At 76.6% G+C, this 21285-nt stretch carries 21 protein-coding genes; 5 read left to right on the plus strand and 16 right to left on the minus strand.

From position 1 onward, the window contains the following. Positions 1-5: 5 nt before the first annotated feature. The 11 genes from LY71_RS01075 to LY71_RS01125 all read right to left on the minus strand — a co-directional run bounded on the left by LY71_RS01075 (position 6) and on the right by LY71_RS01125 (position 12307). Positions 6-785, minus strand: a complete 780-nt coding sequence (locus tag LY71_RS01075) for a ComF family protein (RefSeq protein ID WP_211297080.1) — start codon at positions 783-785, stop codon at positions 6-8. A gap of 67 nt (positions 786-852) precedes the next feature. Then, complete coding sequence (locus tag LY71_RS01080) at positions 853-2562, minus strand: LpqB family beta-propeller domain-containing protein (protein ID WP_106275134.1); 1710 nt, start codon at positions 2560-2562, stop codon at positions 853-855. After that, positions 2559-4295, minus strand: coding sequence for an MtrAB system histidine kinase MtrB (gene mtrB / locus LY71_RS01085; RefSeq protein ID WP_106275457.1), 1737 nt, complete (start codon positions 4293-4295; stop codon positions 2559-2561). The genes LY71_RS01080 and mtrB overlap by 4 nt, the downstream gene beginning before the upstream one ends. Positions 4296-4338: 43 nt before the next feature. After that, positions 4339-5046, minus strand: coding sequence for an MtrAB system response regulator MtrA (mtrA, locus tag LY71_RS01090; protein ID WP_091108511.1), 708 nt, complete (start codon positions 5044-5046; stop codon positions 4339-4341). Between the two features lie 252 nt (positions 5047-5298). Continuing rightward, positions 5299-6795: an adenosylhomocysteinase gene (ahcY, locus tag LY71_RS01095; RefSeq protein WP_106275135.1), complete on the minus strand. Its 1497-nt coding sequence runs from the start codon at positions 6793-6795 to the stop codon at positions 5299-5301. A gap of 112 nt (positions 6796-6907) precedes the next feature. Then, on the minus strand, positions 6908-7780 hold the full coding sequence (locus LY71_RS01100) for a GmrSD restriction endonuclease domain-containing protein (RefSeq protein WP_106275136.1): 873 nt from the start codon (positions 7778-7780) through the stop codon (positions 6908-6910). 60 nt (positions 7781-7840) lie between these two features. Further along, a complete protein-coding gene (gene manA / locus LY71_RS01105) occupies positions 7841-9043 on the minus strand; it encodes a mannose-6-phosphate isomerase, class I (RefSeq protein WP_245887583.1) in 1203 nt (400 codons plus the stop codon). An 80-nt stretch (positions 9044-9123) separates the two neighbouring features. Continuing rightward, positions 9124-10266 (minus strand): SIS domain-containing protein, encoded by a 1143-nt coding sequence (locus LY71_RS01110; protein ID WP_106275138.1) that lies wholly within the window; start codon positions 10264-10266, stop codon positions 9124-9126. Next, entirely contained in the window at positions 10263-10457 is a 195-nt protein-coding gene (locus tag LY71_RS01115; RefSeq protein ID WP_091362661.1) for a Trm112 family protein, read from the minus strand. The genes LY71_RS01110 and LY71_RS01115 overlap by 4 nt, the downstream gene beginning before the upstream one ends. Continuing rightward, positions 10454-11821, minus strand: coding sequence for a phosphomannomutase/phosphoglucomutase (locus LY71_RS01120; RefSeq protein WP_245887584.1), 1368 nt, complete (start codon positions 11819-11821; stop codon positions 10454-10456). Before LY71_RS01120 ends, LY71_RS01115 begins: the two co-directional genes overlap by 4 nt. A 75-nt stretch (positions 11822-11896) precedes the next feature. Then, positions 11897-12307: a DUF3499 domain-containing protein gene (locus LY71_RS01125; protein WP_342747991.1), complete on the minus strand. Its 411-nt coding sequence runs from the start codon at positions 12305-12307 to the stop codon at positions 11897-11899. A gap of 139 nt (positions 12308-12446) precedes the next feature. Here LY71_RS01125 and LY71_RS01130 point away from each other — a divergent pair, with 139 nt between their 5' ends. Beyond that, positions 12447-12914, plus strand: coding sequence for a metallopeptidase family protein (locus LY71_RS01130; protein WP_106275140.1), 468 nt, complete (start codon positions 12447-12449; stop codon positions 12912-12914). A 64-nt stretch (positions 12915-12978) separates the two neighbouring features. On the opposite strand, the gene LY71_RS01135 is transcribed toward LY71_RS01130, so the two are convergent. Beyond that, complete coding sequence (locus LY71_RS01135) at positions 12979-13890, minus strand: hypothetical protein (protein WP_146146036.1); 912 nt, start codon at positions 13888-13890, stop codon at positions 12979-12981. Between the two features lie 72 nt (positions 13891-13962). On the opposite strand from LY71_RS01135, the gene LY71_RS01140 reads away from it, so the two are divergent. Further along, positions 13963-14961: a hypothetical protein gene (locus tag LY71_RS01140; RefSeq protein ID WP_106275142.1), complete on the plus strand. Its 999-nt coding sequence runs from the start codon at positions 13963-13965 to the stop codon at positions 14959-14961. Here LY71_RS01140 and LY71_RS01145 read toward each other — a convergent pair. Both LY71_RS01145 and LY71_RS01150 read right to left on the minus strand, forming a co-directional pair. Beyond that, positions 14936-15838 (minus strand): hypothetical protein, encoded by a 903-nt coding sequence (locus LY71_RS01145; RefSeq protein WP_211297081.1) that lies wholly within the window; start codon positions 15836-15838, stop codon positions 14936-14938. The two genes, LY71_RS01140 and LY71_RS01145, sit on opposite strands and share 26 nt — an antisense overlap. A gap of 148 nt (positions 15839-15986) precedes the next feature. Further along, complete coding sequence (locus LY71_RS01150; protein ID WP_170121186.1) at positions 15987-16238, minus strand: WhiB family transcriptional regulator; 252 nt, start codon at positions 16236-16238, stop codon at positions 15987-15989. Between the two features lie 317 nt (positions 16239-16555). Here LY71_RS01150 and cofD point away from each other — a divergent pair, with 317 nt between their 5' ends. Genes cofD through rfbA form a run of 3 tightly spaced genes read left to right on the plus strand, consistent with a single transcriptional unit; the run spans position 16556 to position 19456 of the window. Then, positions 16556-17515 carry a 2-phospho-L-lactate transferase gene (gene cofD, locus LY71_RS01155; protein WP_245887585.1) on the plus strand — a complete coding sequence of 320 codons (960 nt, stop codon included), beginning with the start codon at positions 16556-16558 and terminating at the stop codon, positions 17513-17515. After that, the gene (locus LY71_RS01160; RefSeq protein ID WP_106275145.1) at positions 17508-18560 is read left to right on the plus strand and encodes a coenzyme F420-0:L-glutamate ligase; all 1053 of its coding nucleotides are present in this window, start codon (positions 17508-17510) and stop codon (positions 18558-18560) included. The genes cofD and LY71_RS01160 overlap by 8 nt, the downstream gene beginning before the upstream one ends. Positions 18561-18589: 29 nt before the next feature. After that, positions 18590-19456 (plus strand): glucose-1-phosphate thymidylyltransferase RfbA, encoded by an 867-nt coding sequence (gene rfbA / locus LY71_RS01165; protein ID WP_106275459.1) that lies wholly within the window; start codon positions 18590-18592, stop codon positions 19454-19456. A gap of 56 nt (positions 19457-19512) precedes the next feature. Here the strand turns inward: rfbA and LY71_RS01170 are convergent, their stop codons facing one another. Both LY71_RS01170 and LY71_RS01175 read right to left on the minus strand, forming a co-directional pair. Continuing rightward, positions 19513-20475 (minus strand): DNA-3-methyladenine glycosylase family protein, encoded by a 963-nt coding sequence (locus LY71_RS01170; RefSeq protein ID WP_245887586.1) that lies wholly within the window; start codon positions 20473-20475, stop codon positions 19513-19515. Between the two features lie 38 nt (positions 20476-20513). Beyond that, positions 20514-21284 (minus strand): SDR family NAD(P)-dependent oxidoreductase, encoded by a 771-nt coding sequence (locus tag LY71_RS01175; RefSeq protein ID WP_106275461.1) that lies wholly within the window; start codon positions 21282-21284, stop codon positions 20514-20516. Position 21285: the final 1 nt, after the last annotated feature.

Here is a 21285-nt window from a genome sequence, read left to right on the forward strand (position 1 = left end):
CCACGCTAGTCGCTGTCAACAGGGGTCGACAGTCGATCGAGAGGGTGCCGGAGAGCGCGGCGCGCTGCACCGTCCGCAACCGAGTGGTGGACACCCGGTGTCGGCGCGCGGGGCGTCGCGGCCACGACGGCGGCCAGGACCGGCGTGTCGCCGTCCGCGCGTGTCCCGGCCAGTGCGGCGGCCGCCGCAGTGAGCGTCGCGCCGCTGGTGAGGACGTCGTCGACCAGGACGAGCACGGCTCCGGACGGGACCGCCGACCGCCGCCGGGGCAGGAACGTGCCGGCCAGGTTGGCCCGCCGGTCGGCCACCGACAGGCCGGCCGAGTCGCGCACCCGCCCGGTGCGGGCCAGCAGCGGCGCCACCCGGGCGGCCACCCCGGCGGCCGCCAGCTCGACGACGGCGACCCGGGCCAGCTCGCGCACGTGGTCGCGGCCGCGCGACCGCAGCGAGGCCCGGCTCGGGGGCACCGGGACCAGCAGCACCGGCCGGCCGGGCAGCACCGCGGCCCCGGCGGCGACGGCGAGGGCCAGCGCCGTCCCGAGCGGCCCGGAGAGCTCGGCGCGACCGCGCTCCTTGAACGCGAGGACGGCGGCGCGCACCGGCCCGGCGTAGGTCCCGGCCGCGACCACCGGCGGCAGGCCGGCCGGCACCCGGCGCGGCGTGGCCACGTGCGGCCGGGCGACCAGGCGGGCGCAGCGTCGGCACAGCGCCGGGCCGGGCACGCCGCAGCCGGCGCACGTGCGCGGCAGGACCAGGTCGGCCAGCGCCGCTCCCAGTCCGCCCACCGCCCCAGCCTGCGGTCCCCGCCGCCCCGGCGGCCGGCCGCGACCGCATCTGTGGAGACGGCGCTGCTCAGACCGGGTAGAACGGCTCCAGGCCCGGCACCGGCTGGGCACCGCGGATGAGCGTCACCCAGGTGCCGCCCGACAGCTGCCACACCCACCCGCCGGCGCTGACCAGCGGCAGCTGACCGGGTGCGGCGGCCACCGACGTCGGCGGGCTGGGCAGCCCCGAGGTGGGCACCTCCGTCAGCCCCCAGCCGTCGACACCGACCACGTAGGGCGCCGCGCCCTCCTCGCCGTCCCCCGCCAGCACCATCAGGCGGTCCGCGGAGGGCCACGCGACGTCGACCACCGACGTCAGGCGCGGCGCCACCGGCCGCAGGTCGCGCAGCGCCACCGGGCCCTCGTCGGAGCGGACGACGGTGCCGACGAGCAGCGACGAGCCCCCCGTCCCGCGGCTGACGACGACGGCGGCGCGCACCCCGTCGGGCGAGAGCTGCAGCGCCGTCGCCCGGCCCTGGGCGGGCAGCGTCGGGGCGTTGACCGGCTGCGGGGACCCGCCGGCCGGCAGGCGGACGACGGTCGTCTCGTCCCGGACCACCCAGAACTCCGGCCGGGTCGCGGCGACGGTCGGCGTGGAGAAGCGGCTCCCGGTGAGCTGCGGGGCGAGGTCGCCGCCGTAGTTGCCGGCCAGCAGCGTCGCCGTCCCCTCGGACACGGAGGTGCCGACCATCGACGTCAGGGCGCTGGTGCGCGGGTCGGCCGCGACCGCCGCGGCGGTCAGCCCGTAGGCGCCCTCCCCCGCCGGCCCGGGGGCCGGCTGTCCGTCGTCGGTCATCAGCCGGCCACCGTCGACGTAGTGGCCGTCGGCGTCGGCGGGCGCGGCCTCGGGGTCGAAGGCGACCCAGTCGTCGGTGCGCTGCACGGCCGGGATCCCCTCCGCCGTCAGCGGCTCGCCGTTGGCACTGACCTGCACCGAGCTGACGCCGTCGAGCTGGTCGAGGGTCCACACCAGCTGGGCGCACAGCTGGGCGAGCCGGGCCGCGGGCAGGTCGGGAAGGCCGGCGAGGTCGACGCTGACCGTGGTGCCGGTGATGGTCACCGCGCGGGTCAGGGTGACGCCGTCGAGCGCGTTGAGGACGCCGGCCGCGAGCGCCGGCGACGGCCCCTCGACCAGACGGTCCACGAGCACCGTCGGCTGGGCCTCGCCGCCGAGCAGGTAGCGCGGGTCGGGCACCACGCGCTGCTCGGTCGGGTCGAGGAAGTAGGCCGCGCGCTCGTCGTAGAGCCGCTCGAAGTCGGGCACCAGCATGAGCAGGCCGTCGGGCGGGTTGGTGATCCGCCACTCCCCCTCGACCTCGACGAGCGTGAACTCGCGGGTGTAGGGCTCCCCCGCCGAGCCGGTGAACACCCCGCGGGTGTCCACGGTGCCCAGCAGGTCGCCGGTCAGCACGACGCCGCCGGCGTCGGTGGTCACGGTCGCGTAGTCCGGCCCGACCAGGGTGATGCCGCTGGTGTCCGACCAGGCGTCCTCCGCCTCGCCGGTGAGGTACTGCCGTGCCACGGGGTGGTTGCGGACGGTGCTGGCCGCCGCGTCGATGAAGCCGCGCACGACCTCCTCGGGCGTGCCGCCCGCCGGCGGCTCCGCCGGCTCGATGCCCACCTCGCCGGCCGGCCGGGCGGAGGCCTCGGTGATCTGCACGGGCGCCGAGGAGGTGGGCACGGTGGAGCAGCCGGTGAGCAGGGCCAGCGCGGCGAGCACCGGCAGCAGGCGCCTCACGGCCGGACCCCGGGACGGCGGACGATCGTGGGCCGCAGCGGCAGCGGCGAGCTGGTGAGGTCGCTGTCGGCGGTCAGCGGCAGGGTGAGCCGGAACTGCGCGCCGAGGCCGGGCTGGCCCCAGACCTGCAGCCAGCCGCCGTGCAGCCGCGCGTCCTCGAGGCTGATCGACAGCCCCAGGCCGCTGCCGCCGACGGTGCGCACCCGCGACGGGTCGGCCCGCCAGAACCGGTCGAACACGTGCTGCGCCTCGGCCGAGGACAGCCCCACGCCGTGGTCGCGGACGGTCACCGCGGCCGCCGTCCGGTTGGCCGCCAGGGTGATGTCGATGGGCTTGCCGGCGCCGTGCTCGACGGCGTTGCCGACCAGGTTGCGCAGGATCCGCTCCACCCGCCGGGCGTCGACCTCGGCGATCACCGGGCCCGCCGGGGCGCTGACCCGCAGCTCGCACCCGTGCCGGCCGGCCAGCGAGGACATCCCGTCGACCACCCGCCCGACGAGCGCGCCGAGGTCGGTGGGCTCCCAGTCCAGCACGGCGGCGCCGGCGTCGTAGCGGCTGATCTCGAGCAGGTCCGACAGCAGCCGCTCGAAGCGGTCGAGCTCCTCGTGCAGCAGCTCGGCGGAGCGGGCGACGTGCGGCGGGAAGTCGCCGCGGGACTCGTGCAGGACGTCGGCGGCCATCTGCACCGTCGTCAGCGGGGTGCGCAGCTCGTGGGACACGTCGGAGGTGAACCGCTGCTGCAGCTGGGAGAGCCCCTCGAGCTGGGTGATCTGCCGCTGGAGGCTGTCGGCCATCGCGTTGAAGCTGGTGGCCAGCCGGGCCAGGTCGTCCTCGCCGCGGACGGTCATCCGCTCCTCGAGCTGCCCCTCGGCCAGCCGCTGCGCGGTGCCGGCCGCCCGCCGCACCGGGTCGACGACCAGCCGGGTGACCAGCACGCCGATGCCCGCGACGAACAGGGTCAGCGCGATGCCGCTGATCGCGACCGTGGTGCGGATGAGGGAGAGCGTCTCCTCCTCCTGGTCCAGCGGGAAGGCGTAGTAGAGCTCGATCTGCCCGGCCGAGGACGCCCCCGCGGGCACCGGCGACCCGACCAGCAGCGTCGGCCGCGCCTGCCCCGAGTCGTTGGGGACCATCGCGTACTGGCTGTACTGGGCGCCGCCCGCGACCCCGGCGCGCAGGCCCTCGGGCAGGGCCGGGTAGATGCCCGGGCGGCTGACCGCGGGCGGCCGCTCCGTGTCGCCGGTCCGGTAGACCATGACCACGTCGAAGGTGCCGGCCGACCCGCCGCGGGTGAGCAGCTGCTGCACGGTGCGCTCCAGGGTGGCCCGCACGCTCGCCGCGTCCCCGGCGGCGATGCCGACCACCTCGGTCTGCGCGTAGACCACCCCGGCCTGCGCCTGGTCGACCGCGGCCTGCTCCTTGACCGAGAGCAGCTGGGTGCGGATCTGGCTGAACAGCACGAGGCTGACGATGACCACGACGGTGCCGGCGACGACCATCGTGATCGCGCCGATGCGCACGTGCAGCGACGAGCGCCACGCCGAGACGGCGGAGGCGCCCAGCCGGCGGGCGCGGATGCGCGCCCGGACGGCCCGGCGGCGCAGTCCGCGCCGCAGCGCGCGCACGTCGCGCGGGCGGTGACCGGCGGCGCGCGCCGGTGCCGGGACCCGGCTGCTGCCCGTGCCGTCGGCGGCCGGGGCGGTCGCCGACGCCGGGGGGTGGGTGGTGCTCACCGGCTCACGGAGCACGCCGGTCGGCTCCCGGGGCCCGCTCCGCTCACGGGGGGCCGGCCTTGTAGCCCACCCCGCGCACGGTGAGCACGATCTCGGGCTTCTCCGGGTCCCGCTCGATCTTGGCGCGCAGCCGCTGCACGTGGACGTTGACCAGCCGGGTGTCGGCGGCGTGCCGGTAGCCCCACACCTGCTCGAGCAGCAGCTCGCGGGTGAACACCTGGCGCGGCTTGCGGGCCAGCGCCACGAGCAGGTCGAACTCCAGCGGGGTCAGCGCGATGGGCGTGCCGTCGCGGGTCACCTGGTGGGCGGGGACGTCGATCTGCACGTCGCCGATGGCGAGCGTCTCGGCCTGCCCGGTCTCCCCGCGGCGCAGCTGCGCGCGCACCCGGGCGACGAGCTCGACGGGCTTGAACGGCTTGGTCACGTAGTCGTCGGCGCCGGCCTCGAGGCCCTGGACGACGTCGATCGTGTCGCCCTTGGCGGTGAGCATGACGATGGGCACCGTCGACTGGGTGCGGATGTCCTGGCAGATCTGCAGCCCGTTGCGCCCGGGCAGCATCAGGTCGAGCAGGACGATGTCGGGCCGGGTCTGCTGGAAGACGCCGAGCGCGCGGTTGCCGTCGGAGACGAAGGCCGGGTCGTAGCCCTCCCGCCGCAGCACGATGCCGAGCATCTCGGCGAGAGCGGCGTCGTCGTCGACGACCAGGACACGGCCGCGGCTGGGCCCGTTGTGCTGAGCGGTGGGGGGCACGCACCCATTCTGCGACGTCACGACCAGATCACGGAGGCGCTGGACCCGGCGTGCCGGATCCAGCGCCCCTCCCCGTGGTGACGTGCTGCAACGGTCCCCGCGGCGACCGACGGGAACGGTCCCTGACGAGCGACTGGAACGGCCCCGCTGCAGGGCCCCACCCTGAGCTTGCGAAGGGTGGGGGGCAGCGGGCGGCCCCCTCGCAGGGCCCCGCCGCGTGCGGAGCACGTGGCGGGGGGCGAGGGGGTCCTGCTAGTAGCGGTAGTGCTCGCTCTTGTACGGGCCCTCGACCGGCACGCCGATGTAGTCGGCCTGGACCTTCGACAGCTCGGTGAGCTTCACGCCGAGCGCGTCGAGGTGCAGCCGGGCCACGTGCTCGTCGAGCTTCTTGGGCAGCACGGTCACCGTGGGCTCCTGGCCCTCGTAGGCGGCCCGGTTGGTCCACAGCTCGATCTGGGCGAGCACCTGGTTGGAGAACGACGCGCTCATCACGAAGCTCGGGTGACCGGTGGCGTTGCCCAGGTTCAGCAGCCGGCCCTCGGAGAGCAGGATGATCGTGTGGCCGTCGGCGAAGCGCCACTCGTCGACCTGCGGCTTGATCTGGGTGCGCTCGATGCCCGGGGTGCGGGCGAGGCCGGCCACGTCGATCTCGTTGTCGAAGTGGCCGATGTTGCCGATGATCGCCTGGTGCTTGGTCTGCCCGAGCTGCTCGGCGGAGATGATGTCGCGGTTGCCGGTGGCGGTGATGATGATGTCGGCCTTTCCGATGACCTCGTCGAGCGTGGTCACCTCGTAGCCGTGCATCGCCGCCTGGAGGGCGTTGATCGGGTCGATCTCGGTGACGATCACCCGGGCGCCCTGGCCGCGCAGCGACTCCGCGCAGCCCTTGCCGACGTCGCCGTAGCCGCAGACCACGGCCACCTTGCCGCCGATCATCACGTCGGTGGCGCGGTTGATGCCGTCGATGAGCGAGTGCCGGCAGCCGTAGAGGTTGTCGAACTTGCTCTTGGTGACCGAGTCGTTGACGTTGATCGCGGGGAACAGCAGCCGGCCGTCGCGGGCGAGCTCGTAGAGCCGCATGACGCCGGTGGTGGTCTCCTCGGTGACGCCCTTGATGCCCTGGCCGATGCGGGTCCAGTAGCCGGCGTCCTGCGCGAGGGTGCCGCGCAGCACGTCGAGGATGACGCCGTACTCCTCGGAGTCGGCCTCGGTGGTGTCGGGGACGGCGCCGTCGGCCTCGAACCGGGTGCCCAGGTGCACCAGCAGGGTGGCGTCGCCGCCGTCGTCGAGGAGCATGTTCGGGCCGACGACCGCGCCGGACTCGTCGCGGAACTCGAACAGCCGCTGGGTGCACCACCAGTAGTCCTCGAGCGACTCGCCCTTCCAGGCGTAGACCGGGACGCCGGCGGGCTGCTCGGCGGTGCCCTCCCCCACGACGATCGCGGCGGCGGCGTGGTCCTGGGTGGAGAAGATGTTGCAGGAGACCCAGCGGACGTCGGCGCCGAGCGCGACGAGGGTCTCGATGAGGACGGCGGTCTGCACGGTCATGTGCAGCGAGCCGGCGATGCGGGCGCCGGCCAGCGGCTGCTCGTCGCCGTACTCCTCGCGCAGCGCCATCAGGCCGGGCATCTCGTGCTCGGCGAGGCGGATCTCCTTGCGGCCGAAGCCGGCGAGGGAGAGGTCGGCGACCTTGAAGTCGGCCTCGCCGTTCGGGGTGGTCAGGACGCGGGTGCCGGTAGAGGCGGTCATGTCGCTCCAGGGTCGAGGCGCCCACCGGGGAGGCGGGCGCTCGGGTCGCTGATCTGAGCGAGCATGCCGAGGCTTCGGCGGGGCTCGTGCCGTCGTCCAGGGTACCGGGTGTTCAGGACTCGCAGCCGACGCCGTCGCCGTCGCCGTCCAGGGCCGGGTTCCACCCCGGGTCGCCCACGCGGACCGGTGCCGCGCCGGCCGCGCGCGCCGCGGCGCAGTCGGGGAAGGGACCGGCCGGCGCGGACGGGGGCTCCTGCTGCGCGGCGGTCACCTCGCGGCTGGGCAGCGGCTCGCCCGGGCACCCGCCGAGCACCGCGGACGCCGCGTCGTGCTCGGCGGCGGTCATCCAGAGGCCGTAGGTCAGCTTCACCGCGACCTGCCGCGCCACGTAGGCGCAGCGGTAGGAGCGGTCCGGCGGCAGCCAGGTCGCGGCGTCGGCGTCCCCCTTGGCCTGGTTGAGCGGGCCGTCGACGGCGAGCAGGTTGAGCGGGTCGTTGGCGAAGGCGGTGCGCCGGGCGGCGTCCCAGCGCTGGGCGCCCTTCTGCCAGGCGTCCGACAGCGCGACGACGTGGTCGATCTGCACCGCTTCACTGGTGCCCTCGCCGCGGCGGAACGCGATGGTGGCGCCGGAGTAGGGGTCGTCGAGGGTGCCGGTGAGGACGACGCAGTCGCTGCCCGGCCGGAACGTCTCGCCGGTGAGGTCGCGGGCGAGGACGTCGTTGCGGGTGTCGCAGCCGTTGCGGTCGGTGTCGGCCCAGGCCTCCCCGAACTCGTCGCGGGAGTAGCCGGTCTGCGGCGCGCGGCCGCGCACCGGCACCGACGCCAGCGCCTCCAGCGCGCTGCCGGCGACCGCGGCCGTCGGCACGGCGTCCCCGGCGGCACCGGCGGCACCGGCGGAGGACCCGCCCAGCTCGGCACAGCCGGTGGCCAGGACGGCGGTCACGCCCAGGGCGCCGGCGCGCGCGAGGGCCGTGCGGAGGGACACGGCCGACGCTACGTCCGGCCTCCGCTCCGGCCGGGCCGCGACACGCGGCCGCGGCGCGGATCAGCGCAGGTTCGTGGTGGCCCGGTAGAGGACGGCCGGCCCGCGGGCGGTGACCGGCGCACCGGCCGCGACGAACGCCGACTGCCCGCGCTCGAGCACCACCTCGCCGTCGGCACCGGTCAGCGTCGCCCGCCCCTCGGCGCAGAGCACGACCTGCGGCCCGCGCGTGGTGAACGAGCCGGCCTGCTCGTCGAGCTGGGCGCGGGTCAGGTCGAAGTCCTCGACCGGCACCGGGTAGCGCAGCCCGCCGGGGCCGAGCACCGGGTGGATGACCGGGACGCGTCCGTCGGAGAAGTCCAGCACCTCGATGAGGGCGGCCAGGTCGACGTGCTTGGCGGTCAGGCCGCCGCGCAGCACGTTGTCCGAGCTCGCCATGACCTCGACGCCGGCCCCGGACAGGTAGGCGTGCAGGTTGCCGGCCGGCAGGAACACCGCCTCACCCGGCGCGAGCTTCAGGTGGTTGCACAGCAGCGAGATGACCACGCCGGGGTCGCCCGGGTAGGTCTCGGCCAGCGACGCGGCCCACCGGTAGGTGTTGATGAACTCCGGGTCGTGCGCGGCGACGAAGCCCGCCGCCCGTCGGGCGACGACGTCGACCAGGTGGGTGCGCCGCTTGCCCGACAGCGCGAGCAGCTGCGGGATGGCCGCCTGCAGCCCGCCGCGGGCCAGCGCCGCGATGGTCGGCTTGAGCTCGGGCAGCTGCAGCTTGGCCAGGCAGTGCAGCGACTCCTCCACCGGGCGGAAGCCGCACAGCGCCTCGAAGGTGGTCAGCGCCAGCAGCAGCTCGGGCTTGTGCCACGGGTCCTTGAAGGTGCGCGCCGGGTCGTCGCGCGGCACCCCGGCGGCCTCCTCGGCGAGGAAGCCGGCCTGGGCCTGCTCCATCGTCGGGTGCGCCTGCAGCGACAGCGGCGTCTCGGCGGCGAGGACCTTCATGAGGAACGGCAACCGGGCGCCGAAGCGCTCGTGGACCTCGGGGCCCAGCAGCTCCTGGGGCTGCTCGGTGATCGCCTTGTCCAGCGCGACGCCGGTCGAGAGCACGCTGGGCTGGTCGGGGTGACCGCCCATCCACAGCTCCGCGTACGGCTGGTCGGCGGGGACCGGCTCACCCAGCAGGTCGGGGATGACGGTCCGCGACCCCCAGGGGTAGTGCCGCACCGCGTTGTTCATCTGCCACATCGCCCCGCAGGCTACCGGGGCACCCACGGCCGATCCGGGTCCCGCCGCCTCGCGGTCCCCCGATCGGGCGGGCCGGCGGGCGGGCTCGGCCGCCCCGCCGGCCGGGGTCAGCGGCCCAGCGCCCGCTCCCGGTCGAGCGCCAGGGCGAGGTAGACGGCGCTGAAGTCGGCCACGGCCAGCTGCCGGGCCAGCCGCGGCAGCCGGCCGTGGCGGTCGGGCTCGCCGTGCTCGGCCAGCCCGCTGACCGGCACGTTGTGGGCCGTCGCGGTGCGCAGCACCTCCGCCATCGCCTCCGCCGCCGACCGCGGTTCCCGCTCGCCGCCGCCGTCGTGGGAGGCGGCGTCGGTGTCGCGGATGGTGAGCAGCCGCAGCCGGCGGCCCTCGTCGTCGGTGCGGTCGCGGAAGAAGTCGTCGCCGTCGCGCGGGGCCAGAGGGCCGCCGAGGACGGCGCGGGCGGCCACCCGCTGGTCGGGCAGCCGGTAGCCGCTGGCGGGCAGGCCCGCGAGGGTGGCCAGCTGGTCGGCGAAGCGGGTGGCCGCGGTGCCGGCCAGCGACCCCTCGGCGACGATCACCGGCAGCGCGTCCAGCAGCTCCAGGGCCAGGGTCTTGGCCGGGTTGACGAACGACTCGCGCGCCGGCCCGCACTCGGCGGCGACCTCGTCGAGCGTCGCCGCGACGGCCTCGCAGTCGGCGGCGGCCTGCCCGACCAGGCCCAGCCCGGTGGCCAGGCGCAGCAGCGGGGTCAGCAGCGACCACAGCGTGGTGTGCCGGACGCGCGAGCGCGGCAGCGGCACGTACGGCATCCGCGCGGTGGAGCAGGCCGCGCGCAGCGGTGCGTCCTCGGCGCCGATGCCCAGCAGCGAGACGCCGCGGCGGGCGGCCTCGTAGGCCGGCGCCACCGCGTAGGCGCCGGCGCCGGTCCGGGTGGCGACGACGGCGACGTCGGTCGGCCCGGTCCACACCGGCAGGTCCGGGCCGGGGACGACGTCGACGGTGACCGGGCTGGCGGGGCCCAGCAGCGCCCGCAGCACCGAGGCGGCCACCGCCCCCTCGCGCCGGGCGACGATGACCAGCCCGCGCGGGCGCCCACCGGTGGTGATCCGGTCCAGGCCGGCCTCGTCGGTCAGCCGGGCGGTCTCGCGGACCTGGGCACCGGCACCGGCGACGGCCGGCAGCAGCCCGCGGGGGTCGCGGGCACGCAGCACGTCGAGGTCGTCGAGGACCTCCTCGGCCAGCTCGGGCGAGGTCATGCCGACCGGGTCCGGGCCTCGTCGAGCAGCAGCACCGGGATGCCGTCGCGCACCGGGAAGGCCCGGTCGCAGGTCGGGCACACCAGCTCACCCGCAGCCTCGTCCACCGTCAGCGGGCTGTGGTGGGTGTCGGGGCAGGCCAGGACCTGCAGCAGCACGGGGTCGAGCCCCAGCGGTCCGGTCCCGCTCACGCGCGCACCATCCCCAGCACCCGGTCCCGCAGCTGCACCATGCGCGCCTCGTCGGGAGCCTCGACGTTGAGCCGCAGCAGCGGCTCGGTGTTGCTGGCCCGGAGGTTGAACCACGACCCGTCGGGCAGGTCGACGGTCAGCCCGTCGAGCTCGTCGAACGTCGCGCCCTCGGCCTCGAACGCCTCGCGGACGGCCGCGGTCCGCCCGGCGGCGTCGGCGACGGTGGAGTTGACCTCCCCGGAGGCGGCGTAGCGGCTGTAGGCGGCGGTCAGCTCCGACAGCGTCCGGCTCTGCTCCCCCAGCGCGGCGAGCACGTGCATCGCCGCGAGCATGCCGGTGTCGGCCCGCCAGAAGTCGCGGAAGTAGTAGTGGGCGGAGTGCTCGCCGCCGAAGACCGCGTCGGTGCGCGCCATCTCGGCCTTGATGAACGAGTGCCCGACCCGCGTGCGCACCGGGTCGCCGCCGTGCTCGCGGACGATCTCGGGCACCGCCCGCGAGGTGATCAGGTTGTGGATCACCGTCGTCCCCCGGCCCTTGGCCAGCTCCCGGACGGCGACCAGCGCGGTGATCGCCGAGGGGCTCACCGGCTCGCCGCGCTCGTCGACGACGAACACCCGGTCGGCGTCCCCGTCGAAGGCCAGGCCGATGTCGGCGCCCTCGCGGCGGACGGCCTCCTGCAGGTCGACGAGGTTGGCCGGGTCCAGCGGGTTGGCCTCGTGGTTGGGGAAGGTGCCGTCGAGCTCGAAGTACAGCGGGACGACGTCCAGCGGCAGGCCGGCCAGCACGACGGGGACGGTGTGCCCGCCCATCCCGTTGCCCGCGTCGACGACCACGCGCAGCGGCCGGATGCCCGACAGGTCGACCAGCCGGCGCAGGTGCTCGGCGTAGTCGGGAAGCAGGTCGCGCTGGGCGACCTCGGCGGTGCGGGCGGGCTCCCGGTCGTAGCTGTCGCGCTCGGCCCACTCGCGGACGGTGGCCAGCCCCGACTCCTGCCCGACGGGCGCGGCGCCGGCCCGGCAGAGCTTGATGCCGTTGTACTGCGCGGGGTTGTGGCTGGCGGTGAACATCGCGCCGGGGACGTCGAGCGAGCCGGCGGCGAAGTAGAGCAGGTCGGTGGAGCCCAGGCCCGCCTCGACGACGTCGACGCCGCGGGAGAGCACGCCCTCGGCGAAGGCGCGGGACAGCGGCACCGACGAGGGGCGCATGTCGTGCGCGGTGACGACCGCGGTGGCGCCGCTCTCGGTGGCCACGAGCTCGGCGAAGGCGGCGCCGATGCGCCGCGCGACGTCCTCGTCCCACTGGTCGGGGACGACACCCCGGACGTCGTAAGCCTTGATGATCGCCGACAGGTCCGTCACTGCCACCCTCGCCTGGACTGCCCGGCCGCGCGGCTGCGTCCGGTGCCCGTCGACACTAACGGCGGCTGGCGGTGGGGACCTTCACGGGATGTCGGGGAGCACCCGCAGGTGGCCGCGGCGCGTGCCGCGGCCGTCGTCGGCCGGCGGCCGGGGCGGCTCGGGACGAGCGGCCTCGCGGACGGCGTCGGCCAGCGCGAGCAGGTCGTCACCGGTCGGACCGGAGTCCTCGACGTCGATCTCGTGCCGGACGACCTCCCAGCCGCGCGGCACCGTGAGCCGCTCGGCGTGGAACTCGCAGAGGTCGTAGCTGTGCGGCTCCGAGAACGTGGCCAACGGCCCGACGACAGCGGTCGACTCGGCGTACACGTAGGTCAGGGTCGCCGCCGCCGGTTGTGCGCAGCCGCTGCGCGAGCAGCGACGTGACTGCCTCACCACCGGTTCCTCACGCGAGGCACAGTAGCCGCGTCCGCGGGGTGTCGGCGACAGGCGCACCGGTGCGCGCACCTCTGTTCCCCCACCGTCCCCACGCATCCAACCCGACGCTCCCGGGCACTCCCGCACCGGGTCGCCGGTCCCGCCGGGCGGTCGGTGCGCTGCCCGCGCCCCCGGCGCGCCGTACGCTCGCCCCGCCATGAGCCGACCCGACCGCCGCTCCCCCCGCACCCGCCGCGACCGGCACGGCCGGGGCCTGCGGGGCCGCCTGGTGCCCGGCGACGTGCCGCTCTCCCGCAGCCGGGCCGAGCAGTTCGACGACCTGGTCCTCGACGCGGTGGAGGACCTCGAGCGCCGCTGGGAGCGCGAGCTGGCCGGGGTCGAGTTCGCCGTCGAGGACGTGCCGTGGGTCGACCACACCGACCCCGACGAGGTGGTGCTCGACCCCGACGTCCTCGACGACGGCACGGTGCCGCTGGCGCGGGTGCTGCCCGCCCACCGCGAGGACGGCCGCGACGTGCCGGCGCGGATCGTCGTCTACCGGCGGCCGCTGGAGATCCGGGCGCACGACCGCGACGATCTCGCCGACCTCGTCCGCGATGTGGTCGTCGACCAGGTGGCCGTGCTGCTGGGCCGCGACCCGGAGGAGATCGACCCCACGGGCTGAACAGGACCCCTCGCCCCCACCACTCGCTCCGCTCGCGGTGGGCCCCTGCGAGCGGGCCGTTCCATCAGGTCGCCACCGGGCTGCCGAGGTCGGCGGCGAGGCGGCGGGCCTCCTCCAGGCGGGCGCGGGCGAAGTCGGCGTCGAGACCGTCGCCGCGGTCGGCCCGGGTCAGCCGGGCGACCAGCTGCTCGAGGGCGACGGCGTGCCACAGCAGGCCGACGTCGGGCTCCTCCCACCCGGCGGTGCGCGACCGGACGACGTCGGCGACGCGCCCGCGGTCGTCGGCGTCGGGCGTGGTGGCCCACAGCGTGAGCAGGTCGCGGTGGCGGGGCGCGGCGCGCACGCCGGACCACTCGAGGACCACCAGCCGCCCCTCCGCGTCGGGCCCGGTGGCCTCCGCGGTGGTGTCGACGACGGCGTTGGCGGCGCGCAGGTCGCCGTGGCCGGCCTCCGACAGCGGCAGCTGCGCCGCGGCCGCGCGCACCGCCCGCAGCTCGCCGACCCGCACCCCGCCGCGGAGCAGGCGCGCGGCGTCGCCCACGGTGCCGCGCGCCCGGCGCAGCACCGGCGGCGCGGGCGGGGACCACGGCTCCCCCGCGGGGACGGGCAGGGGCGCGATGCGCAGAGCGGACTCGACCGCCACCGCCGTCCACCGCGGCCCGCCGGAGGGGCCCGGGTGCACCCGCCGGGACAGCAGCCAGCGGCCGTCCTCGGCCGTGCCGAGGACCTCCGGGACACCCACCTGCCGGTCGGCGGCCCAGCGGCGCCCCCGCAGCTCGGCGCGCAGCCGGCGCAGCCCGCTCTCGGTGACGGCCAGGTCGAGCACGGAGTCGGCGAGCACCCCCTGGACGACGCCGAGGCGGGTGCTGAGGTCGGTGACCGCGAGCAGCGGGCCGCCGGCGCCGAGCTCGGCGAGCAGCGCGGCGACCCGCTCCCGCGCCGCCGTCCCCGCCGCACCCGACACGCTCCCCGCCACCCGGGGATCGTGGCAGGGACTCCGGCGGGTCGCACGGAGGGCCGGCGCGGGCGGCTTGGGATGCTCTCGGGGATGGACTCCCCCGCTCCGGTCGCCGCCTGGGTCGTGCTGGCCGTGGCGCTGCTGGCGCTGGGCGTGGTGGCCGCCGGCCTGCTGCTGGACCGGCGCCGGAGGCCCGCCGAGCCCGAGCCCGGGCCCGGGCCCCCGCCCCGGCCGGCCGGTCGCCGCTGGGCGCAGGACGACCTGCCCGGGTTCCTCGAGGCGCCCCCCGGCACCCCGGGGGCCGGCGACGCGGGGACCACCCCGCCGCCGGAGCCGGCCGCCCCGGGTCCGGCGGGGCCCGACCCCGCGGGCCGGACGGTGGCCGGGCTGACCGCCGCGGCGCTGGCGCTGGTCGCCGTGCTGGCCGCGGTCGCGGGCCTCGCGGGAGGCGGGGACGCCCTCCCCGGCCCGCCCGCGGCGGCTCCGGCGCCCCGACCACCGGCCCCGACGGCGGCACCGCCGAGCACCGCCCCGCCGGACCTGCCACCCGTGCCCGCCGACCCGCTGCCCGGCGAGCGGGGCGCGGGCGCGCTGGCCGCGCGCTCGGTGCCCCTGGGCGACGACGGCGTGACCGCACGCCTGGCGCTCGGCGGGCTGGTGCTGGAGCGGCGGGCGGTCGGGGTGACCGTCGCCTACCCGTCGGTGAGCGTGACCGTGGGCAGCGGCCGGGCGCTGGCGCACCTGCTGCTGCCCACCTGGAACTGCCTCGGCGACACGGCGCCGGCCGACCCGGCCGCGGCCGGCTGCACGCCCGCCGTCGTCGAGTACGCCGACCTCCCGACGCCGGCCCTGGAGGTCACCCGCGACGGCGACACGCTGCGGCTGACCGGGCGCTTCCCCACCTACACCCGCCCGTCGGGGACGCCCCCGGCCTACACCGGCCGCGTCTACCCGCTGAGCGTGACCGTGGCGCCGGCCGGGCGGCTGCGCGACGGGGAGGCGCGCGCCGAGGGGGCGCTGTTCCTGGGCACCGACCGCGCGGAGTCGCTGCCCGACCCGGCGCTCAGCCGGATCCGCGTCGCCGGCTGAGCGGCACCGCCGGCAGGTGGGCCGCGCCCCGGTCGAGGACCGCCCGCAGCACGCGCCCCTGGCCGGACAGCGTCACGCCGACGGCGGGCGCACCCCGGGCGGTGGTCAGGCCGCCGAGCTCTGAGCGCCCCCACCAGGGCAGCCGGTCGGCGCCGTCGACGAGCGTCAGCAGGCCGGCCCGCAGCCGGCCGCCGTCGGTCACCGTGGCCACCTCCACGCGGCCGAGCGCGGCGTGCAGCCGGGCGGCGGCGCGGACCAGGTCGCGGGCGCGCCGGTCGCGCTCCCCCGCCAGCAGCGCGGGCAGCGCGCGGTCGAGGTCGCGGGCGTCCCGGCTGCGCTCGACCCGGCCGGGGGCCACTGCGTCGAGGTCGTCGACCAGGCGGGTGGTGCGCGCGCTGGCCACCCGGGCGTCGGGCCGCAGCCGGGCCAGCGCCCGCACGGTGGGGTCGCCCAGCGGCAGCCCGGCCAGCCGCAGCCGCCAGGGCCGGCGCAGCGAGGTGAGCAGGTCCAGGACGCCGGCCGCGAGCCGGTCCGCGGCGTCCTCGTCCCGGGCAGGCAGCCGCGCGGTCGGGCGGCCGCCGGGTGCGGGCAGGCCGTCGCCGAGCAGGGTGGCGGTCACGACCGGGCCGGTCGTCGCCAGCGCCAGCAGCGCCAGCGCGTCGGGGCGGCCCGACCCCCGGGGTCCGACGACGACGGCCGCGGGCAGCAGCCGCGGGCGCCGGTGCGCCGCCTGCACGGACAGCACGGCGGTCAGCCAGGGCGCCTCGGCGGTGACCGGCGCGGCGAGCGCCCGGGCGAGCGGCACGGCGGCGCGGACCTCGCGGGCGACGTCGGCCCGGCCCAGCGCGGTGCGCGTGTGCCTGTCCCCGCCGTCCACCGGCCCATCCGACCACAGCGCCGGGCGACCGGCCCCGGGGACGCCGCAGCCCCCGACGGCGGTGCCGTCGGGGGCTGGGGAGGGGCGGGAACGGCCCCGGGGCGGGGCCCCCTGAGCCTGCGAGGGGTGGGAGGCGGGGGGCCGTCGACTAGATGGCGCGACGGCGCAGGCGGCGGCGCTCCCGCTCGGAGAGCCCGCCCCAGATGCCGAAGCGCTCGTCGTTGGCGAGGGCGTACTCGAGGCAGTCGGCCTTGACCTCGCAGCCGGTGCAGATCTTCTTCGCCTCGCGGGTCGAGCCGCCCTTCTCGGGGAAGAACGCCTCGGGGTCGGTCTCGGCGCACAGCGCGCGCTCCTGCCACGACTGGGCCTCGTCCTGCAGGGCCGCGCCGAGCATCCCCATCAGGCCCAGGTCGGGCCGGTCGGCGCCGCGGCCGCCCCGCTCCGTCGAGCCGATGTAGTCACTCAGCCACGAGACCTCTGCCATGACGATGCGTCCCCTTCGCTGTCGTCCCCGGAGGCCGAGTCCCCGGGTCTCCCCCGGGCGTCCCCCCGCGCCTCGTACCGGTCGGAATTACACGCGTGTCGTTGCCTGAGCGTCAACTTCGCCCCGTGTAAGCGGTTGACCACACGTGCCCCAGCAGTCACACCGCGTTCGTCACATCTCGTGGCAGTACCCGACACGCCCGGCTAACAGTGGACAACTGCCCATCGGGCACGATGAGTTTCGTGGAGATCGTCGTCCTCGCCGGAGGTGTCGGAGGGGCCCGGTTCCTCACCGGCCTGCGCGGCGTCGCACCGCCGTCCTCGGTCACCGCGGTGGTCAACACCGGCGACGACGTGACCCTGCACGGGCTGCGGGTCTGCCCCGACCTCGACACCGTCGTCTACACCCTCGGGGGCGCCATCGACCCGGAACGCGGCTGGGGCCGTGCCGGGGAGACGTGGACGGTCAAGGAGGAGCTGGCCGCCTACGGCGCGGAACCGACCTGGTTCGGCCTCGGCGACCGCGACCTCGCCACCCACCTCGTGCGCACCCGGATGCTCGACGCGGGCTACCCGCTCTCCGACGTCACCGCCGCGCTGGCCGACCGCTGGCAGCCGGGCGTGACCGTGCTGCCGATGAGCGACCAGCGGGTGGAGACCCACGTCGTCGTCGACGACCCCGACACCGGCCGCCGCGGGGCGATCCACTTCCAGGAGTGGTGGGTGCGCCACCGCGCCGAGCCCATCCCGCACGCCTTCGTGCAGGTCGGTGCCGAGCGGGCCCGCCCGGCACCCGGTGTGGTCGAGGCGCTGGCCCGCGCCGACGCCGTCGTCCTGGCGCCGTCGAACCCGGTCGTGTCGATCGGCACGGTGCTCGGCGTGCCGGGCCTGCGCGACGCGCTGCGCGCCACCCCCGGGCGCGTGGTCGGGATCTCCCCGATCGTCGGCGGCGCGGTGGTGCGCGGCATGGCCGACCGCTGCCTGCCGGTGCTCGGCGTCGAGGTCAGCGCCGAGGGCGTCGGCCGGCACTACGGCGCCCGCTCCGACGGCGGCCTGCTCGACGCGTGGCTGGTGCACGAGGGCGACCCCGCGCAGGTGCCCGGCGTCGACGTCCGCGCCGTGCCGCTGCTGATGGGCTCGCCCGAGGCCACCGCCGCGATGGCCCGCGCCGCACTGGACGCCGCAGGTGTCTGAGCCGGCGGGCGTGCGGGTCCTCCCGGTCGCGGGGCTGCCGGAGTTCGGCCCCGGCGACGACCTGGCCGGCGCGATCGCCGGGGCCGCCCCGTGGCTGGCCGACGGCGACGTCGTCGTCGTCACCTCCAAGGTGGTGTCCAAGGTGGAGGGCCGGGTGGTGCCGGTGCCGCCCGGCGCCGACCGCGAGGCCGTCCGGCAGCGGGCCATCGACGCGGAGACGGTGCGGGTCGTGGCCCGCCGCGGGCCGCTGAAGATCGTCGAGACCCGCCAGGGCTGGGTGGTCGCCGCCGCCGGCATCGACGCCTCCAACGTGCCCGGCGACTCCCTCGTGCTGCTGCCCGAGGACGCCGACGCCTCGGCGCGGGGGCTGCGCGCCCGGCTGCGGGAGCTGCTCGGCGTCGACGTGGCGGTGGTCGTCAGCGACACGTTCGGCCGCACCTGGCGCGAGGGGCTCACCGACGTCGCGGTCGGCTCCGCGGGCATCGCCGCGCTCACCGACCACCGGGGTGCCGTCGACGCCCACGGCAACCGGCTGGAGACCACCCAGGTCGCCGTCGTCGACGAGCTCGCCTCGGCCGCCGACCTGGTCAAGGGCAAGCTCGACGGCGTGCCGGTCGCCGTCGTCCGGGGGCTGTCGTTCCCCGCGCTGACGGAGGACGACGGCACGCGGCCGCTGGTGCGGCTGGGCCCCGGCGACCTGTTCCCCTACGGCAGCCGCGACCTGGTGGGCAGCCGGGTGCCGGTGGTCGACCTGGTGCCGCGGCCGGGTGACCGCGAGGCCGTCGCCGAGGCGTTCCGGGTGGCCAGCGCGGCGCTGCCGGAGTTCCCGGTGGTGCTGCGGCACGGCGGGGAGGGCGACGGCGTGGTCGACGTCCACCTCTACGAGCGGGTCACGACGACGACGGCGCTCAACCTCGGCGCGCTGGTCGGCGCGGTGCTCGTGCAGCTGCACGCGGAGGGCTGGGCCACCCGCTGGGAGCCGGTCGGCACGCCGGGCGGGTCCTCACTCGTCGGGAGGTTGTGGCTGGGCTCGCCGCGGGTCTGACGGCCGCGCAGTCGCTAGCGTCGCCGGGCATGCGGGGGATCATCCTGGCCGGGGGCACGGGCAGCCGCCTGTTCCCCATCACGCAGGCGGTCAGCAAGCAGCTGATGCCGGTCTACGACAAGCCGATGGTCTACTACCCGCTCTCGACGCTGATGATGGCCGGCGTCCGCGAGGTGCTGGTGATCACCACCCCCGGCGACCAGGCGGCCTTCCGCGCGCTGCTCGGCGACGGGAAGCGGCTCGGGATGCGCATCGAGTACGCCGTGCAGGAGCGACCGGAGGGCCTGGCGCAGGCCTTCCTCATCGGGGCGGGTTTCGTCGGCGACGAGTCGGTGGCCCTGGTGCTGGGCGACAACATCTTCTACGGCGCCGGCCTCGGGACCGCCCTGGGCCGGCTGCCCGACCCCGACGGCGGGCACGTGTTCGCCTACCACGTCGCCAACCCTCAGGACTACGGCGTCGTGGAGTTCGACGGCGCGGGCCGGGTCCTGTCGATCGAGGAGAAGCCGGTGGCGCCCAAGAGCTCCTACGCCGTGCCGGGGCTGTACTTCTACGAGTCGTCGGTGGTCGAGGTGGCCCGCGGGATCCGGCCCAGCGCCCGGGGCGAGCTGGAGATCACCGCCGTCAACGAGCACTACCTGCGGCGGGGCCGGCTGACGGTGACCGTCCTGGACCGGGGCACCGCGTGGCTGGACACCGGGACGTTCGCCTCCCTGCGCCAGGCCACGGAGTTCGTCTCGGTGGTCGAGGAGCGGCAGGGGCTCAAGATCGGCTGCATCGAGGAGGTCGCCTGGCGGCAGGGCTGGCTCGACGACGACGGCCTGCGGCGCGCCGCCGAGCCCCTGGGCAAGAGCGGCTACGGCGACTACCTGCTCGGCCTCCTCGACGGCCGCTGAGGAGCGGCGACGATCAGGTGACCTGATCATCGCGGTGCGGGAGGACGGCCCCGCCCTCAGATGCGGCGGTAGTTCGTCGGCGCCGTCCGCGGACCGCGGCGGGGCGGCATGCTCCCGCCGACGTGCAGCAGGCGCACGACCCGCTGCCGGTGCCCCCGCCACGGCTCGAGCAGCTCCATCATCCCGTCGTCGTCGGTCCTGCGGCCGGCCAGCGACCAGCCGACCAGGTTCTTCAGGTGGTAGTCGCCGTAGCTGACGGTGTCCGGGCAGCCGTGGGTGCGCTGGACCACCTCGGCCGCCGTCCACACGCCGATGCCGGGCACCGTGCGCAGCTTCCGCTGCAGCGTCGGGGAGTCGCAGCCGTCGTCCGGCTCCAGCGCGTGCGCCACCGACGCCACGTGCAGCAGCGCCCGCCGCCGCGCGCCGTCCAGACCGCAGCGGTGCCACTCCCAGTCGGGGATCTCGCGCAGCCGGCGCGGCGAGGGCAGCACCCGCATGCCCGCGGGCGCCGGACCGGGCGCGGGGTCGCCGGCCAGCCGCAGCAGCGCCCGCCACACCCGGTGAGCCTCGACCACGGTCACCTTCTGCTCGAGCACCGCCGGCACCAGGGCGTCCCAGGTGCGGCCGGTGCGGCCCAGCCGCAGGTCGGGCGTGCGCCGGGCGATCGCGCTGACGAGCCGGTGGCAGTCGGGGTCGAACCCGTCCGGGCAGTCGTCCGCGCCCAGCCAGCCGGGCACCGCCGTCCCGGCCCACTCCGCGCCCGGACCCCACGCCTGCACGCGCACCTCCCCGCCGCGGCAGGTGATGCGCACCGTGGCCGGCCCGCACGGCGTGGTGGTGGTGCGCCACACGGCGTCGCCGTCCCACTGCATCGCCGGGTCGCCGGCGCTGCGCTGGTGCGGACGCAGCACCGCCGTGAGGTCGAAGCGCCAGTCCGGCCGCCAGCAGTCGGTGAAGTCGGCGCCGTCGAGGACGGGCGCGGGTGCCGGCGGGGTCCGGGCCGGCAGGGAGGTGGTCACGCGGGTCTCCGGGGAAGAGAGGTGGAACAGCCCGCGCGTCAGCGCGGGGCCATGCGCAGGGCACCGTCCATGCGGATGGTCTCGCCGTTGAGGTAGCCGTGCTCGACGATGGCCAGCGCCAGCCGGGCGAAGTCGTCGGGGCGGCCCAGTCGCTTGGGGAACGGGATGCCGTCGGCCAGCGCGGTGCGGGCCTCCTCCGGGAGGCTGCCCAGCAGCGGCGTGTCGACCAGGCCGGGGGCGATGGTGCACACCCGCACGCCGACGCTGGACAGGTCGCGGGCGGCGGGCAGCGTCAGGCCGACGATGCCGCCCTTGGAGGCGGCGTAGGCGACCTGCCCGATCTGCCCGTCGAACGCCGCGATGGAGGCGGTGTTGACGACGACGCCGCGCTCGCCGTCCTCCTCCGGCTCGGTGGCGGCCATCGCGGCGGCGGCCAGGCGCAGCACGTTGAAGGTGCCGACCAGGTTGACCATGACGGTGCGCAGGAACGGGTCGAGGTCGTGCGGGGTGTTGCCCTTGCCCACGGTGCGCTGCGCCCAGCCGATGCCCGCGCAGTTGACCGCGATGCGCAGCGGCCGGTCCTTGCCGGTGGCGTCGGCGACCGCGGCGGCGACCTGCGCCTCGTCGGTCACGTCGGTCCGCACGAAGGTCGTGTGCCCGCCCAGCTCGGCGGCCAGCGCCTTCCCGCGCTCCTCGTTGAGGTCCACGATGGTCACCGCCGCCCCGCGCGCGGCCAGCGCGCGGGTGGTGGCCTCCCCGAGGCCGGAGGCCCCGCCGGACACGACAGCTGCGACGTCGAAGCTCTGCATG

The sequence above is a fragment of the Geodermatophilus tzadiensis genome, assembly GCF_003002915.1.
Taxonomy (GTDB): domain Bacteria; phylum Actinomycetota; class Actinomycetes; order Mycobacteriales; family Geodermatophilaceae; genus Geodermatophilus; species Geodermatophilus tzadiensis.

Bases quoted from the DNA above. Each gene is read 5' to 3' on its own strand.
- LY71_RS01130 (WP_106275140.1), top strand. From the start codon at position 12,447: ATGAGCCGACCCGACCGCCGCTCCCCCCGCACCCGCCGCGACCGGCAC.
- LY71_RS01150 (WP_170121186.1), bottom strand. From the start codon at position 16,238: ATGGGGATGCTCGGCGCGGCCCTGCAGGACGAGGCCCAGTCGTGGCAG.
- LY71_RS01140 (WP_106275142.1), top strand. From the start codon at position 13,963: ATGGACTCCCCCGCTCCGGTCGCCGCCTGGGTCGTGCTGGCCGTGGCG.
- cofD (WP_245887585.1), top strand. From the start codon at position 16,556: ATGAGTTTCGTGGAGATCGTCGTCCTCGCCGGAGGTGTCGGAGGGGCC.
- LY71_RS01175 (WP_106275461.1), bottom strand. From the start codon at position 21,284: ATGCAGAGCTTCGACGTCGCAGCTGTCGTGTCCGGCGGGGCCTCCGGC.
- LY71_RS01110 (WP_106275138.1), bottom strand. From the start codon at position 10,266: ATGACCTCGCCCGAGCTGGCCGAGGAGGTCCTCGACGACCTCGACGTG.
- ahcY (WP_106275135.1), bottom strand. From the start codon at position 6,795: ATGACCGCCTCTACCGGCACCCGCGTCCTGACCACCCCGAACGGCGAG.
- rfbA (WP_106275459.1), top strand. From the start codon at position 18,590: ATGCGGGGGATCATCCTGGCCGGGGGCACGGGCAGCCGCCTGTTCCCC.